Annotated in this window: 14 protein-coding genes; 11 read left to right on the top strand and 3 right to left on the bottom strand. The window is 62.6% G+C overall.

What is annotated here, in order from left to right:
* Positions 1-12 precede the first annotated feature (12 nt).
* The 6 genes from HND55_11915 (at position 13) to rplS (ending at position 5,937) form a co-directional block, all read left to right on the top strand.
* Entirely contained in the window at positions 13-2,490 is a 2,478-nt protein-coding gene (locus HND55_11915) for a hypothetical protein (GenBank protein QKK03298.1), read from the top strand.
* 95 nt (positions 2,491-2,585) lie between these two features.
* Positions 2,586-3,338 carry a LamG domain-containing protein gene (locus tag HND55_11910; GenBank protein QKK03297.1) on the top strand — a complete coding sequence of 251 codons (753 nt, stop codon included), beginning with the start codon at positions 2,586-2,588 and terminating at the stop codon, positions 3,336-3,338.
* 625 nt (positions 3,339-3,963) lie between these two features.
* Positions 3,964-4,224: a 30S ribosomal protein S16 gene (gene rpsP / locus HND55_11905; GenBank protein QKK03296.1), complete on the top strand. Its 261-nt coding sequence runs from the start codon at positions 3,964-3,966 to the stop codon at positions 4,222-4,224.
* Positions 4,224-4,751, top strand: coding sequence for a ribosome maturation factor RimM (rimM, locus tag HND55_11900; protein ID QKK03295.1), 528 nt, complete (start codon positions 4,224-4,226; stop codon positions 4,749-4,751). Before rpsP ends, rimM begins: the two co-directional genes overlap by 1 nt.
* The gene (gene trmD, locus HND55_11895) at positions 4,748-5,497 is read left to right on the top strand and encodes a tRNA (guanosine(37)-N1)-methyltransferase TrmD (GenBank protein QKK03294.1); all 750 of its coding nucleotides are present in this window, start codon (positions 4,748-4,750) and stop codon (positions 5,495-5,497) included. Before rimM ends, trmD begins: the two co-directional genes overlap by 4 nt.
* A gap of 71 nt (positions 5,498-5,568) precedes the next feature.
* Entirely contained in the window at positions 5,569-5,937 is a 369-nt protein-coding gene (rplS, locus tag HND55_11890; GenBank protein QKK03293.1) for a 50S ribosomal protein L19, read from the top strand.
* A 174-nt stretch (positions 5,938-6,111) separates the two neighbouring features.
* On the opposite strand, the gene HND55_11885 is transcribed toward rplS, so the two are convergent.
* Both HND55_11885 and HND55_11880 read right to left on the bottom strand, forming a co-directional pair.
* Positions 6,112-6,576, bottom strand: a complete 465-nt coding sequence (locus HND55_11885; protein ID QKK03292.1) for a polymer-forming cytoskeletal protein — start codon at positions 6,574-6,576, stop codon at positions 6,112-6,114.
* Positions 6,480-7,433 (bottom strand): M23 family metallopeptidase, encoded by a 954-nt coding sequence (locus tag HND55_11880; GenBank protein QKK03291.1) that lies wholly within the window; start codon positions 7,431-7,433, stop codon positions 6,480-6,482. The genes HND55_11885 and HND55_11880 overlap by 97 nt, the downstream gene beginning before the upstream one ends.
* Before the next feature lie 225 nt (positions 7,434-7,658).
* On the opposite strand from HND55_11880, the gene HND55_11875 reads away from it, so the two are divergent.
* The 4 genes from HND55_11875 (at position 7,659) to HND55_11860 (ending at position 12,733) form a co-directional block, all read left to right on the top strand.
* Complete coding sequence (locus tag HND55_11875; GenBank protein ID QKK04094.1) at positions 7,659-9,365, top strand: Zn-dependent hydrolase; 1,707 nt, start codon at positions 7,659-7,661, stop codon at positions 9,363-9,365.
* Between the two features lie 65 nt (positions 9,366-9,430).
* Positions 9,431-11,323, top strand: coding sequence for a molecular chaperone HtpG (gene htpG, locus HND55_11870; GenBank protein QKK03290.1), 1,893 nt, complete (start codon positions 9,431-9,433; stop codon positions 11,321-11,323).
* Positions 11,307-12,122 (top strand): ion transporter, encoded by an 816-nt coding sequence (locus tag HND55_11865; GenBank protein QKK03289.1) that lies wholly within the window; start codon positions 11,307-11,309, stop codon positions 12,120-12,122. Before htpG ends, HND55_11865 begins: the two co-directional genes overlap by 17 nt.
* Positions 12,123-12,349: 227 nt before the next feature.
* Positions 12,350-12,733, top strand: a complete 384-nt coding sequence (locus HND55_11860) for an RNA-binding protein (GenBank protein QKK03288.1) — start codon at positions 12,350-12,352, stop codon at positions 12,731-12,733.
* Between the two features lie 61 nt (positions 12,734-12,794).
* Here the strand turns inward: HND55_11860 and HND55_11855 are convergent, their stop codons facing one another.
* Positions 12,795-14,882 carry an EAL domain-containing protein gene (locus HND55_11855; protein QKK03287.1) on the bottom strand — a complete coding sequence of 696 codons (2,088 nt, stop codon included), beginning with the start codon at positions 14,880-14,882 and terminating at the stop codon, positions 12,795-12,797.
* An 86-nt stretch (positions 14,883-14,968) separates the two neighbouring features.
* Here HND55_11855 and HND55_11850 point away from each other — a divergent pair, with 86 nt between their 5' ends.
* Positions 14,969-15,433 carry a hypothetical protein gene (locus HND55_11850; GenBank protein ID QKK03286.1) on the top strand — a complete coding sequence of 155 codons (465 nt, stop codon included), beginning with the start codon at positions 14,969-14,971 and terminating at the stop codon, positions 15,431-15,433.
* The last annotated feature ends 58 nt before the right edge of the window (positions 15,434-15,491 follow it).

Genomic DNA, 15,491 nt, shown 5'->3' with positions numbered 1-15,491 from the left:
TGGGGTACATCGATGAACAATCTGTTATCCAGGCGTCATTCCGGATCGCGAGCTTATGCTCAAGGAACCGTTTGCCTGGCGAGCCCGAAAAGGGGCGAGCTGCCGGTTTTTCTGGCCGCGCTGGCCCTGCTCGCCGGTTCAGTGCTCGCCCAGCCCGCAACCGACCACCCACGACTATGGATTCGTTCCGGTGACCTGACCGAGCTGCGTTCTCGCGCTGTCGGCTCGAATCCGCTGTGGGCCGACGGCCTCGCACCGCTGGCTGTAGCCGCCAAACAGCACATGGATGACGGGCTTGTGCCAGGCGCCGACGATGGCGGCATCACCTGGGAGCAATATCCGACGGAAATGTATGCCGAGCTGTTTGCCTTTCTCTCGCTGGTTGACGCCTCGTCGAGCGCCCGCGCCGATTACGCCCAGAGAGCCAGAACCCTGCTCATGCACATCATCGATCAGGCCGCGCCCGGCCAGGCGGATGCGCCATTCCGCTATGACGGGTTTTCGACCTATGACCGGTCGCGCTGGTGGGGTGAGGCCTTTGGCCTGACGGTCGACTGGATCTACCCGACGCTGAGTGCGCAGGACAAGGCGACCATTCGCCAGGTCTTTTTGCGCTGGTGCGCCGAAAACAAGCTGGCCGACACCACGGACTACAACCACCCCGAGCCGGTGGACGTGTTCAACGATCCTGCGCTGCTGGCCGACCCGATGCGGGTGCGCTGGTCGATCAACAATTACTATCTCGCCCATTTGCGCAACATCGGTCTGATGGCGTTGTCATTCGACGCCGGCGATGACCCCGGCGGCGAGCTGACCGGCTATCTGGAAACCGCAACCGGGGCCTTTCTCTACGTGACCGATCACCTGCTGCGCAATCAGGCCAGCGGCGGGTTTTCCCCTGAAGGCTTCCAGTACGGCCCCGACGCACTGGGCTTTCTCGCTCATTTTCTGCTGGCGCTGCATACGTCCGGTCAAGATGATCCGCTGGTCTGGGGTCCGCAGGTGGTGTGGGCCGGCCATCCGTTCTGGGAAGACGTAGCGCCGGCGTTTTTGCATTCCTTGAGTCCGGCCCGGGTGACTTATCCCGACACCAGCTGGATCGGCGAGGTTTATCAGCCTGCCTGGTACGGCGATGGACAGGAATACTGGCTGCACGACGCAGTGTCCCTGTTTGCGCCGATGGGGTTGCATGCCGATTCGGTGGCCAATTCAAGCCGCTCGAACGCAGCCCGCTGGATCCAGCTGCATACGCCACCGGGCGGGGTCGGGTCCGACCCGTGGGCCGATCTGGCTGACCGGATGGCCGGCGTCGAGTCTTTCCGCGACGCCATGCTCTACTTTCTCCTGTTCGACCCGAACGATCCCCTCCCGACAGACCCGAGAAACGGCCTGGCCAGCGCCTTTCATGCCCCGGGTACGGGCCGGCTGCTGGCGCGCACCGGGTGGGCTGGGACCGACTCGTTGTTCACGTTCTACCTCGGGTCTGCCTACGTTGACCATCAACTTGCCGAGGGCGGGCAAATCGAACTGTATCGGGACGGCGAATGGCTGACCAAGGGTCGAGTGGGCTGGGATGGTGCCTCGGAGCTGTGCACCATCGGTCGATCCGATTACCACAACACCCTGGCCGTGGAAAACGCCGTCGGCGATCTTACTCCGGGCGACTGGCTCTATGGCTGTCAGCAAAACGGCTCGCAGTTCATGCAGGTGCCCGACGGAGAGGGTGAGATCCTGGCCGTCGAGGTCAATGACGAATTCGTCTACGTTCAGGGCGAGGTGACTGATTTGTACAACGCTTCGGGCAATAACTCTGACGATGTTGCCCATGTCAGCCGCTCGCTGGTCTGGCTCAAGCCCGATCATCTCGTGGTCTATGATCGGGCGGAAACGACCGCGCCCGGCTTCAAGCGCTTCTGGCTTAACCTGCCTGCCACCGGCACTTTGACCGGCAGCCGGTTGCAAGTCGATACGCCCGGCGGACAGCGTCTGTTTGTCCACGCGCTGCAGCCATCCGGGGCACTGCAATCGGTGTCGGCCAGTGAACCGTTGCCCGACGAGGTGGCGGTCGAGGAGCCAATGAGCCATCGTTACCTGGCCGAGGCGTCCGGTGAGCCGTCAAGCACGCGATTCCTGCACGTCATCGAGGGTGCCGATGGCGGTGCCCTGCCGACGACTACCACGCTGGTCGAAAGTACTTCGGGGACCGCCTACGCCGGGGCGATCACCGGGAGCACGGCAGTGCTTTTCCCCGTCTCGATCGATGCCGCGTTTACCGACACCGGTTTCATTGTTCCCCAGACGACCGACACGGTGCTGTTGGCCGGGCTCGAGCCGGCGACTGGCTATTCGGTTTCGCTTGAGGCCGATCGCGGCGGTCTGGCCGTTTTGGTTCTTCCGGGTGGCAGCCTCCAGACCGGAACCGGAGGCGTGCTGCGCGTGGATGTCGAGGCACATGCGCAGGGGATCATTTTTGCCGACCGTTTCCAGTAGGGCGCCGTCAGGTGCGACTGGCATTCGGTGGGTGCACAGGGCTCCGATGCCGGGCCCGCTTGACTGGTTTTTGTGAGTAACTGGAGGATCTTGCAATGAGACGATTGGTCATCCTGATCAGGATAGCTGTGCCGACTGCGGCCCCGTTGATTGTGGGGGTTTTCATGCAGGCATTTACCATAGCCGCACAGGCCGACGTCACCTATGGCCTCGTAGCCCACTATGCCTTCGAAGGCAATGTGCTCGATGGCAGCGGCAACGGCAACCATGGAACCGGGTTTGGCGACATCGACTTTGTCAGCGGCGCATTCGGGCAAGCCGCATCTTTTGACGGCCTGGACGATTACGTTCAGACGCCTCGCTCGATTGCCGGCGATTTCAGTGTGGCCATCTGGTTACGAACCACCCACAGCGCGCCGGCAGGTTCTTTCTGGTTCGAGGGCCTGGGTCTGGTCGACGGAGAAGTTTGCGGCAGCCCGAGCGGTGGGGATTGGGGCATTGCCCAGCTCAACGGCGGCCAGATCTCCTTCGGCGGTACAATCGCGCTGGACGCAGCAGTAACGATCAACGACGGTGTTTGGCACAGCGTCGTTCTGACGCGCGAATCGGGGGGTGTAGCCAACCTGTACGTTGATGCGAACCTGAGCGCTTCCGGGGTGACTGGCGCGCTCGCGCTCGACGCTCCACCGTGGATTGGTCTGGGCAACAATCCGTGTGATGTCGTTTTTAATCGCAATTGGTATAAAGGCCAACTCGATGAAGTGCGTTTCTACAACCGTGCATTGACCTTTCCCGAGGTTCTTGAATTGAGCGAGCCGCTCTTTGCCGACCGGTTCGAGGGCTGGTGAACCAGTTGGGCCCTCGGCGAGCCCGGGTTTGGCGCCCTGGTTCCCGGTCCAAATGCTGGTTTGCCCTGCAATGGCCGTCAGCCCATACTTTAACCCGGCAGCAATGCAGATTGCATTCAGCCGTGCTGTGCATTCTCCAATGGCGGCGTTAGCGAAACTAGCTGCAGGCCCACTACAGCGGCGTTTCGCTGCCTTGCTGCCGAAGCGCACGCTGAGGCTCAATGCGATCCACATTCGTGCCGGGTTGATACCGAAGACCCCATCATTTGAGAGGATGGAGTCATGAACGACAAGAGAAGATACAGCCTGGAAGTCCGGGAAAGAGCCATTCGGATGCTGCGCGAGCAGGGACTGGTCTCTGGTCATCTCCGAGCCCATTGATCTTGATCGCATTCAAAGCAACTCGATTGCCCGGGCCGGACCGACGCAAAGCTCATGCCGTCGCGTCCGCGGGCCCGCTTGGGGATTTCCGGATTTCCCGGCGGGAGTCGCCGGTTGCCGTAGTTTTTTGGGCGATCGAGGCACTTCCAAAACACTGAGTAATCGGCTATGATTTCAGGTTTGCCGAATTCCGCAATAACATGCCATGGTGCCGGTGCGGCGCCATGGTGAATCAGGAGAGGATATGGTCAAGATTCGTCTGAGTCGTGGTGGCGCCAAAAAGCAGCCTTACTACCACATTGTGGTGACCGACAGCCGCAACGCCCGCGACGGTCGCAGCATTGAACGTCTGGGCTTTTTCAACCCGGTCGCGCGCGGCCAGGAAGAGCGCCTGCGCCTGGATACCGGGCGTGTCGATTACTGGGTCGGGCAGGGCGCCCAGGTATCGGAGCGCGTCAGCAAGCTGGTCAACGAAGCACGCCGGGCGGCTCAGCCGACTGTGTGATGAACACCGGCGGGGTGCGTGAGTCGGTCGTCATTGGCCGGTTCAACGGTCCCTGGGGCGTGGCCGGCTGGGTGCGGGTGTATTCCTTTACCCGCCCGGCAGAGCGCGTCTTTTCCTATCAACCCTGGCAGATCGGGCAGTCCGGTCGGTCCGTTGTTGTCGAGCAGTGGCAGCGTTCCGGGCCGCGGCTGGTCGCGCGGATCGAAGGCGTGGATTCCCCGGAAGCCGCTGCCGCGCTGGGGCATGCCGAGATCATGGTGGACCGGAATGCGCTGCCGGAACCGGAAGATAACCACTACTACTGGAGCGACCTGGTTGGCCTGGAGGTCGTCAATCTTGAGCAGCATGTCTACGGACGCGTTACCGGCCTGCTCGAAACCGGGGCCCACGATGTACTCGAGATTCGACAGGATGATGCGGGGGCGGTACTGATTCCTTTTGTGACGGATCGTTTCGTGCGCCAGGTCGATCTGGACGCCGGCCGCATCGTTGTCGACTGGCCCACAGACTGGGTCGGGCCGGAATGATTGGCCGCATCGATGTCATCACCCTCTTTCCCGACTGGATCCAGGGCCTCAAACAGCTGGGGTTGACCGGCCGGGCGCTGCAGCAGGGGCAGGTCGAACTGAGATGCTGGAATCCGCGTGATTATGCCCCCGGCGCGCACCGCAGCGTTGATGATCGGCCGTATGGGGGTGGACCCGGCATGGTGATGCGCCCCGAACCGCTGGCACTGGCGATCGAGGCGGCGCTTGCCGACGATTCGCCCGCGCCGGTCATCTGCCTGAGTCCGCAGGGGCGCCGACTGGAACAGGCCGGCGTGCAGGAACTGGCGCAGCGTCAGCGCCTGATCCTGGTTTGCGGACGTTACGAAGGCATCGACGAGCGCGTCATGGAAACCCTGATCGACGAGGAATGGTCGGTTGGTGACTACGTCCTGTCGGGTGGCGAGCCGGCTGCTGCGATCCTGATCGACGCGGTGGTGCGTCTGCGGCCGGGCGTGTTGGGGCACGAGCTGTCGGCGGCTCAGGACTCTTTTTCCGAGGGCCTGCTGGATTGCCCCCACTACACCCGGCCCGAGCGCTGGCGCGGTCAATCGGTGCCTGAAGTGCTGCTCGGCGGCGACCATGCCCGTATCGAGCAGTGGCGGCACGCCCAGGCGCTCGAACGCACCCGGCGTCGGCGGCCGGATCTGGTACCGACAGAGTCGCGGGGCGCGGGTGACCCTTCGCGTCGACCGGTAGCGACGGCAAAAAACCGAGACAAATGCTAGAAAACACGTTACAATTGAACGCTTGATCTGATCGGGTTGGGTCAGCGGAGCATCATCAGGAAGAGACAGCCATGAGCAATATCATCGACGAAATCAACCAGGAACAGACCGAGCGTGAAATCCCCGATTTCGCTGCCGGTGATACCGTGGTGGTCAATATCTGGGTTCGTGAAGGGGATCGTCAGCGACTGCAGGCATTCGAGGGCGTGGTGATCGCCAGGCGCAACCGCGGCGTCAACTCGGCGTTCACGGTACGCAAGATCTCACATGGAACCGGCGTTGAGCGCGTCTTCCAGACTTACAGCCCGCTGATCGAGTCCATCGCGGTCAAGCGTCGCGGCAAGGTGCGTCGCGCCAAGCTGTTCTACCTGCGCGAGCGCGAGGGCAAGGCGGCACGCATCCGCGAAAAGCTCGGCAGCCGCAAGCGCAGCACCGCCTGACCGGATACACTAGCCCGCATTATTCATGAATTCACTCGCGCCCTTGCTTGCGCCTTGTCCGCACAGCGGATTTTTCTCCCTCGGAAATACAGCCTGGTATTCCGCTCGGTCGGAAAATCCGCTGTGCGAACAATCCCCTGCGCAATCATCGCGGCGATTCATGAATAATGCGGGCTAGCCGGCTTCCGAGGCCTTGGTCGTCGAGGCTCTGATTCCCTGATCCTGACCGGGTTTTGCCGATCCTGCTGGGTGGTCTGCCCTGGCGTGTGCGGCCGACCGACTGTCCTGCGACTGAATTCGGCTGTTTCCGTTGAAGCGCGCACCGGGCTCGATGACCAGTTCGCCGACGGTCACGTCGCCATCGACCTGCCCGCCGGCCACGATCTCCAGTCTCTTGGCCTGGATGCTGCCGTCGAAGCGGCCACTGATCACCACACGCTCACCGGCCAGTTCGCCTTCGATGCGACCTCGTTCGCCGACAGTGACCTCGGCTGTCGACTTCACGCTACCCTTGAGCGCCCCGTCGACATGCAGGTTATCGCTCAGGGTGATGTCGCCGACAAACTCTGAACCGGCTGCGACGACGGTCGTTCCGCTGCGATCGTTGCTGTCCGCACGACCTCGGCCAATGATTCCCATTGAACTCGATCCTCCTGGGTGAACAAACCATCATACTCCTCCAGCGACCATTTCAGGAATGGAGCCGGATCGAGCTGACGCTGGAGATAGCGCACTTCGTAGTGCAGGTGGGCAGCGGTTGATGCGCCGGTGCTGCCGGAGTAGCCCAGCAGATCACCTCGTTTGACATAGCTGCCGGCGTGAACCTCGATCTGGTCGAGATGCCCGTAGATGGTCGAAAAGCCGTAGTTGTGGACCAGCTTGACCATTTTGCCCAGGCCCGAATCTCGGTGGAAGGCGGCCCATTCCACGACGCCGTCTGCGGTCGCGTGGATCGGCGTGCCGCGCGGGGCGCGCAGGTCGACGCCATGGTGCATGGCATCGCGCTCCTGAATGGGATGCAGCCGCATGCCGTAACGGCTGGTTACGGTCTCCGAGGTCACCGGAAAACCGCTTGGGACCGAGCGTAGCATCAAGCGTTTTTCCAGGGCCGTCTGTCCGGCATCCGAAATACGCTGGACCAGCGAGCGTTCAGGCGAAGCCTCGAGACTGATGAGCCGCTCGATATGGTCGACCTCAGCGCCGAGCGCGGCCAGCTCGCGCTGGCGGCGATCGAGCTCGCGCTGCAGGTCATCGCGAACCCGGACCAGGCCCTGCTGGCCCGCGACGGCGGCGTCCCGTTCGGCGCTCAGCGTGTCAAGCTGCCCATCCATGCGGACCACCTGGCCGGTCAGCACTGCGATGGCTGCCGCCCCGATGACGAGCGCCAGCGCTAGCACGGCCGCGCCGGCCGCCAACTGTCGGCGCGCCCGATGACTGAGCCTGAAATGCCGGGCGCCGCGGTAGGTGGTGATGGTAATGAAGTGATCTTGCCGCATGTTGTGTCGGTTCTTGGAGTTTTCCCGCTGCGCGGGGCGACGGGCCGCCAATTATGCGAGGCCAGCGGCCAGGATGCAAATGCGGATCGACCGACGGGCAAGGCCCACGGTCATGGCCGGGCCAGTGTAAGAACCGTGCTGCATTTGCCCGGAGCCTCAGGGTCGCCGCTGATCGGGTCGATAGCGGCTAGAATGGCGTCTGTTGCAAGCAAGGAGCAGGCTCCGATGTTGTTGAGATTCAGTCTTCCAGTCGCGCTGGCCCTGATGCTGGCTGGCTGTCAGGACGATTCACGACCCGATGGTGCGGCCGAGTCGCGGGTGGCCGAGCCGGTCGAATCGACTGTCGCCGAGCAATCGGGCGAAGCCGGTGATGAATCCGCGACGAACGTTGCGGCACCTCGCCCCGAGATCTACGTCGAGTACACGCTCGAGGCCGATCTGTCGCATCTGACCGACGGCCAACGCCGGATGATCGGCGTGCTGATCGAAGCCAGCGAGATCATGGACGATCTGTTCTGGCGCCAGGCCTTTGGTGATCGCGGGGCGCTTCTCGACGGAATCGATGATGAACGCATGCGCCGCTTTGCCCGGATCAACTACGGCCCGTGGGACCGGCTGGCCGGCAACCGGCCGTTCGTACCCGGGTACGGTCCGAAGCCAGCCGGCGCCAATTTCTATCCGGCCGACATGAGCGACGCCGAGTTCGAGGCCCTGGACGATGAGCGAAAGGATGATCTCTATACCCTGATCCGCCGCGACGCGGCCGGCGAGCTGGTGGTCGTGCCCTATCACGAGGCTTTTTCCAAGGAACTTGAGCGTGCTGCCGAACTGCTCCGACAGGCTGCCCGGCTGGCCGAAAGCGATGCCTTTGCCGACTATCTGCGCTTGCGGGCCGAGGCGCTGCTCAGCGACAACTACCAGCCCTCCGACATGGCCTGGATGGATGTCAGGGATAATGAAATAGAGCTGATCTACGGACCGATTGAAACCTACGAGGATCAGCGCTACGGCTACAAGGCTGCGTTTGAATCGTATGTGCTGATCAAGGATCTCGAGTGGAGCGAGCGCCTGGCACGCTTCGCCGATTTCCTGCCCGAGCTGCAGCGCAACCTGCCTGTGCCGACTGACTATCGTGCCGAGCAGCCGGGCAGCGATGCCGAGCTCAACGCCTATGACGCTGTCTACTACGCCGGCGATTCCAACGCCGGCTCCAAGACCATCGCCGTCAACCTGCCCAACGACGAGGAGGTGCAGCTGGCCAAGGGTACGCGCCGCTCACAGCTCAAAAACGCCATGCGCGCCAAGTTTGACAGAATCCTGGTGCCGATTGCCGATGTGGTTATCGCCGAGGATCAGCGCCAGCACATCACCTTCGATGCCTTCTTTGGCAATACGATGTTCCACGAAGTCGCTCACGGGCTGGGGATCAAGAATCTGGTCTCGGGAGAGGACACGGTGCGCGCCGCCCTCAGGGAACACGCCAGCCCGCATGAGGAAGGCAAGGCCGACGTACTGGGTCTGTATATGGTGCGGGAACTGCACCGGGCCGGTGAGATCGAGGGCGATATCATGGATTACTACGTCACCTTTCTGGCCAGTATCTTCCGCAGCGTGCGCTTCGGAGCATCCAGCGCCCACGGCCGGGCCAACATGATGCGTTTCAACTACTTTCACGATCTGGGCGCGTTCGAGCGCGACGACAGCGGCCACTACCGAGTCGTGCCTGGGCGCTTCAGCGAGGCCATCGATGCGCTCTCGCGGGAGATCCTGGTCATGCAGGGCGACGGCGACTACGACAAGGCCGGGCGGATGCTCGACGAGCTGGGCCTGATTGGCGTACAGCTGCAGTCGGACCTGGATCGCATCGATGAGGCCGGCATACCGGTCGACGTCGTGTTCAGGCAGGGCAAGGAGGTCCTTGGGCTGGACTGAGCTTGAAACGCGGGGCGTTTGCGCCCATCTGCAGCACTGGATTTTCATAATTGCCTGATGCTGCCATGAGTGACGCAACCGCCCCGGAAACCCGTCGTTTCGACACGGAGGTCCATCAGCTGCTCAAGCTGATGGTCAACGCGCTGTATTCCAACCGCGAGATTTTTCTGCGCGAGCTGATTTCCAACGCGTCGGATGCCAACGACAAGCTCAGGTTCGAGGCGCTGACCAGCGATGCGCTCAAGGGGCTCGATCAGGATCTTGCAATCGAGGTCCGTTTTGACGCGCAGGCGGGTACGCTGACGGTGGCCGATCGCGGAATCGGCATGAACCGCGAGGAAGTGATTGCCAATCTTGGCACCATTGCGCGGTCGGGGACGAGGCAATTTCTGGAATCGCTTTCAGGCGACAAGCAGCAGGATGCTTCGCTGATCGGCCAGTTCGGCGTTGGTTTCTACTCGGCTTTCATCGTCGCCGCCGAGGTGACCGTGGAGACGCGCCGTGCCGACGAGCCGGCAGCCAGCGGCGTTCGCTGGACCTCCACGGGCGAGGGCGAGTATCGGCTCGAGCCCGTCGAACGCGAGGCCCAGGGCACGACCATTACCCTGAAAATGCGCGACGATCATGCGGATCTGCTCTCCCAATGGCAGCTCAAGCGGATCATTCGCCACTACTCCAACCACATCGCCTTTCCGATTCGTCTGGTCGAGGCCGGCAAGGAAGATGATGCCGAGACGGTCAATGAGTCCAAGGCGCTGTGGGCGCGCGCGAAGGCGGAGATCAGCGAGCAGGAGTATCAGGAGTTCTATTCCAGCCTGACCGGTGATCCGGAAAAGCCGCTGAGCTTTGCGCATCACCACGTCGAGGGCAGTCAGCGCTACAGCCTGCTGCTCTACCTGCCGTCGCAGGCGCCGTTCGATATGCTGATCAACCGCGACGAGCGCGAGGGCGTGAAACTCTATATCCAGCGGGTGTTCATCATGGACGCCGCCGAACAGGTCGTGCCGCGCTACCTGCGCTTCATGCGGGGGGTGATCGACTCGGCCGATCTGCCGCTCAATATCTCGCGCGAAATCCTGCAGGACAATCCGCTGGTTCGGAAGATCCGGGCGGCAGTGATCAAGCGCTCGCTCGATTTGATCGAAAAGCTGGCCGGGGAAGGTGGCGAGTCCTGGGAGAAGTTCTGGAACACCTTCGGCAGCGTGCTCAAGGAAGGCGTGATCGAGGACTTGGAGCAGCGCGAGCGGATCGCTTCGCTGCTGCGTTTTGCGTCGAGCGGGTCTGACCGCGAGACCGTCGGGTTGGATACCTACATCGGCAACATGGCCAAAGACCAGGACACCATCTGGTATCTCACGGCAGACAGTCTGAAAGTGGCGCAGAACTCGCCGCATCTGGAAGCTTTCCGGAAGCGCGGCGTCGAGGTGCTGCTGCTGACCGACCGTATCGACGAGTGGCTGGTCGCCCACCTGAACGAGTACAAGGGCAAGTCACTCAAGTCCGCCGCCAGCGCCAGGCTTGATCTGGATGGAGCGCAGCCCGAGCCGGATGAGGCGGCAAAGAAGCTCGCCGGACGGATCAAGAAGGCGCTGGGCGAGCAGGTCGGAAACGTGATTGCCGGTTCCCGCCTGACCGACTCGCCCGGCGTGGTCGTCACCGATGATAATGCCATGAGCCTGCAAATGCAGAAAATGCTTCGGCAGGCTGGCCAGGATGTGCCGGATAGCAAGCCGAACCTCGAGATCAACGCTGACCATCCGCTGCTGGCGATGATGAATGCTGTGGACAGCGAAAAACGCTTCGGTGAACTCGCGCAGTTGCTGTTCGACCAGGCCCTGCTGGCCGAGGGGGGTGAGTTGGCGGATCCAGCCGGCTACGTCCGCCGGGTCAATACCCTCCTGGTCGATGCACTCGGCAAGGGTGGCGGGGACAAGGACGACCATGCCGCCTCGGTCTGACGGCGAGGCGCTCGCGCTGGCCGCCACGGGCTGGCGCGAGCGCCTGGCCCGCCGGGTCGAGGGGCCGGCCTTCAGTCGTTTCATCATCGCGCTGATCATCGTCAACGCCGTCGTTCTCGGCCTGGAGACTTCTCCGGCCGTGATGGCGCGCTTCGGCGAGGTGCTCGTCGCCCTCAATACGGCCATCCTCGGCGCGTTCGTCATCGAGATCGCGCTCAAGCTCGTCGCCTTCGGGCCGCGTTTTTTCAAGTCCGGCTGGAACCTGTTCGATTTTTTCGTCGTGGGCATCTCGCTGGTGCCGACGGCCGGCCCACTGGAGATCCTGCGTGCCCTGCGTGTGCTGCGGGTGCTTCGCCTGCTCTCCCAGGTTCCCAAGCTGCGGGTGATCATCGAGTCGCTGCTGCGCGCCCTGCCGGGCATGGGCTGGACAGCACTGTTGCTGATGCTGGTCTTCTATGTTTTTGCCGTGATGGGCACGATGCTCTTCGGGCAGCAGTTCCCCGAGTACTGGGGTAGCCTGGGCCGCAGCCTGTTCGCGCTGTTCCAGATCATGACGCTCGAGTCCTGGTCGTCGGGCATCGCCCGGCCGATGATGGAAGCCTATCCCTGGGTCTGGGCCTATTTCGTGCCCTTTATCCTGGTCTCGAGCTTCATGGTGCTCAACCTGTTCATCGCGATTATCGTGACCGCGACCCAGTCGATCCACCAGGACGAGGAGGACCTGGAGCGGCGAGCGCTGCTGGCCGAGTTGCGCGCCATCAACGAACGCCTGAAGCGGCTTGAAGGGAATGACGGGTAAGGGGAGCTGTGACGTAGGTCGGGGCCGCGTCCCCGACGGACGAGGCTCGGGGTCGGCACACGTGCCGGGACGCTCTCCGACCCGTCGCGGATCCGACGTCGGCCCACGAACGGGGTTCCCTCCATAAAGTAGGTCGGGGCCGCGTCCCCGACGGACGAGGCTCGGGGTCGGCACACGTGCCGGGACGCTCTCCGACCCTGTACACTGGTACGAACGGACGCACAGACATGGCAGAAGCCGTACGACTTGACAAATGGCTCTGGGCGACACGCTTTTTCAAAACGCGCGGACAGGCCCAGCAAGCGATCCGGGGTGGCAAGATCGCAATCAACGGCGCTTCGCCAAAGGCTTCCCGTCTGGTCCGTTGTGGCGATCGACTCGAGATCACCAAAGGCGATCTGCGCTTCGAGATCGTCGTCGCCGAAATTGGCGAGAAGCGCGTGTCCGCGCCCCTGGCACAGGCCATGTACACCGAGACCGAGGCCGGCCGAATCGCGCGCGAGCGGAAGCTGGAAGAGCGACGCCTGGAGCGATCAGCCGGTGCGGCAACGGCCCGGCGGCCGGACAAGCGCGAAAGGCGTCAGCTGCGCAAGATCAACCGCGGACAATAGAGCCGGGAACCGGCCAACTGGACCAAACCACAGAGTCAGTGGCCCATCGGACCGGGTCGACTCATTGAGAAGCACCGTACCCTTTCGGCAGCTCAATTCGTCCCTGCTTCAGGATCGGCTCCAGCATCTCCGGGGCGAGTGGCCTGGCAAACAGGTAGCCCTGGACCATGTCGCAGCCCATGTCGCGGGCCGCCCGGAACTGCGCTTCGGTCTCTATGCCCTCGGCGATGGTCTTCAGCCCCATCGCGCGGGCCAGCAGAACGATGGTCTCGACAATGTTGGCGTCGGCTGGATCGTCAACCATGTCGCGCACGAACGACTGGTCGATTTTGAGCGTGTCGACCGGCAGTTTCTTGAGCTGACTCAGTGAGGAGTACCCGGTTCCGAAGTCATCAATCGATACCCGGATATGGTGCGCCTTGAGCTCGGCCAGCTTGGCAACGTTCTGTGTGGCGTTGCTCATGACCGTGCTCTCGGTGAGTTCGATCTCGATCACTCTCCCGTCGAGTCCGTGCTGTTCGAGGGTGGTGAGTAGCCCGGCGGTCAGCTGCGGCAGCTCCAGTTCCTGGGCCGAGAGATTGAGCGAAACTCGCACATCCATTCCGCGCCCGCGCCAGCGCTCGACCTGGCGACAGACCTGCTCGAGCATGCTGGCGCCAAGCGGGTTGATCAGACCGGTTGCCTCAGCCATCGGAATGAATACATCCGGAGGAATCTGCTCATCGCCGGGCCGTGGCCAGCGCGCCAGTACTTCAAGGCAGCAGATCCGGCCGGAATGCGCTTCGACGATGGGCTGGTAATACGGGATGATCTTGCCGCTGTCAATGGCCTGGCGCAACTCGCGCTCGAGATTGACGCGCTCAAGGACATTGGAGGCCTGTTCCGGTTGAAACAGACAGCAGCCGCTGTGCTGGTCCTTGGCGCGATACATCGCGATATCCGCATGCTTGAGTAATTCGGCCAGCGTGGTGCCGTGTTCCGGAAAGCTGACCATGCCAATGCTGGCACTGATGCGGGTACTCATGCCGCTGATCTGGAAGGGCGCTTCGAGCGCCTCCACGATGCGGCCCGCCACACTGTGCATGCGCTCAATGTCTGTATCGGGCAGCAGAAACGCAAACTCATCGCCGCCAAGCCTTGCAACCGTGTCGGTCTCACGCAGGCAGGTGCGCAGGCGCCGCGCGACCTCGGTCAACACGCGGTCACCCATTTCGTGACCCTGGGTGTCGTTGATATCCTTGAAGCGATCCAGGTCCATGTACATGACGCCCAGCGGCTTGCCCTGCCGACTGCAGGACTCGATCATGCCGGTGGCGTTTTCCTGCAGCAGTCGGCGATTGGGCAGGTCGGTCAGCAGGTCGTAACGCGCCAGGCGTTCGATCTTCTTTTCGTTGCGCTTGCGCTCGGTGATGTCGTTCCAGACGGTATGAATGATTTCGCGCCCGTCGAGCTCGATCGGCGTGAGGGTGACTTCCACCGGGAAATCCTCGCCGTCGGAACGTTTGTGCACCCATTCGAATCGGTGAAAGCTGTTTTCTTGCGCTGTGCGAATCATTTCGAGGGCCTTTTCGGCAGACGGCCGTCCGTCGGGCTGGTACTCCGGCGATACGCCCCAGGGTGGCACGGGCAGGATGTCGCGCTTGCTCTGGCAGCGCAGCATGCGCACCGCGGCCGGATTGCAGTCAATGAACTGATCTCCGTCGATCAGCAACACGGCGTCTTCCGAGGCCTCGAAGACCTGGCGGAAAAGCCGGTCATGGCGTCTTTCGCTGTAGTCGTCATCCTGCTCGACGATGCGCTCGATTCGCATCAGCGCGAACCGGTCCTTGTTATGGCTGAACGGTGACAGCTCGATGCGCACGTCAATCAGACTGCCGTCGGCGCGACGCAGGCGGGCTTTGATCCGTCGGGCGGGTTCCTGGCCGGCGAAAAGCCGATTCAGTTGCTCCACCAGCGCCGAGTCGCCGCCGTTGAGGAGAAGGTGGCCGAACGCCTGGCCTGCCAGCTTACCGGAGTCTGACCCCAGCAAATTCACCAGTCCCCGGCTGGCGTGGCACAGGCCACCTGCGTCGTCCACAACGGCCAGGCCGCCATCACGCTGCAAGCGCTCTAGCCCCTCCTGTTCAGGTGAACTGCCGGAATCTGGCATGTCCATCGTTTCCCGGCCCGCAGGCAGTTGATAACCCTCGATGTGTCCACTCCGCATGTGCTCGCTGGACACTCCAGGTTGGCATAGTGTCAGCGAAGCTGACGGCGGTCAAGCAAGCGCCGATGCGTTTTCCCTATACTCATGACTCCCGCTCTGCGCTGTTGGCGACGACACCTCAAGTTCTGATGTCCACCCGTAACCGGCCGTTGTTGATCGTGCTGCTGCTGATTGCTCTTGCGGCGCGGTCACTGATTGGCAACGGCTATATGCCATCGGACACCAGCGGTATCCGCTTGTGTACGCCAGAGGGCATGATCGTAGTCACGGTCGATCCGGAGTCCGGAGAGATCGTCGAAAGCGAGCAGTCATCTTCCGAGTGTCCCTGGGCGTGGGCATTTTTCACCGCCGTCCTTCTGCATCCCGGGCCGATGCGGGTCCAGGCGGCTTTTCCGCGGTGGCTACCCGAGCGTCCGGTAACGCAATGCAGCGAACGCGGGCCGCCGCCCTTGCCGCCGGCCCGCGCCCCACCTGCCCCCTCTTGCACCAGCTGAACGAACCCGAATGAATCGGCCGGTTCTCCGCGAGCCGGCCGGCCCATCATTGCAAGAG

It is taken from the genome of Pseudomonadota bacterium, from assembly GCA_013285445.1.
In the GTDB taxonomy this organism is placed as follows: domain Bacteria; phylum Pseudomonadota; class Gammaproteobacteria; order Xanthomonadales; family Wenzhouxiangellaceae; genus Wenzhouxiangella.
Note: the sequence above shows the minus strand (reverse complement) of the source record. Positions and strands in the feature narration are given on the sequence as shown.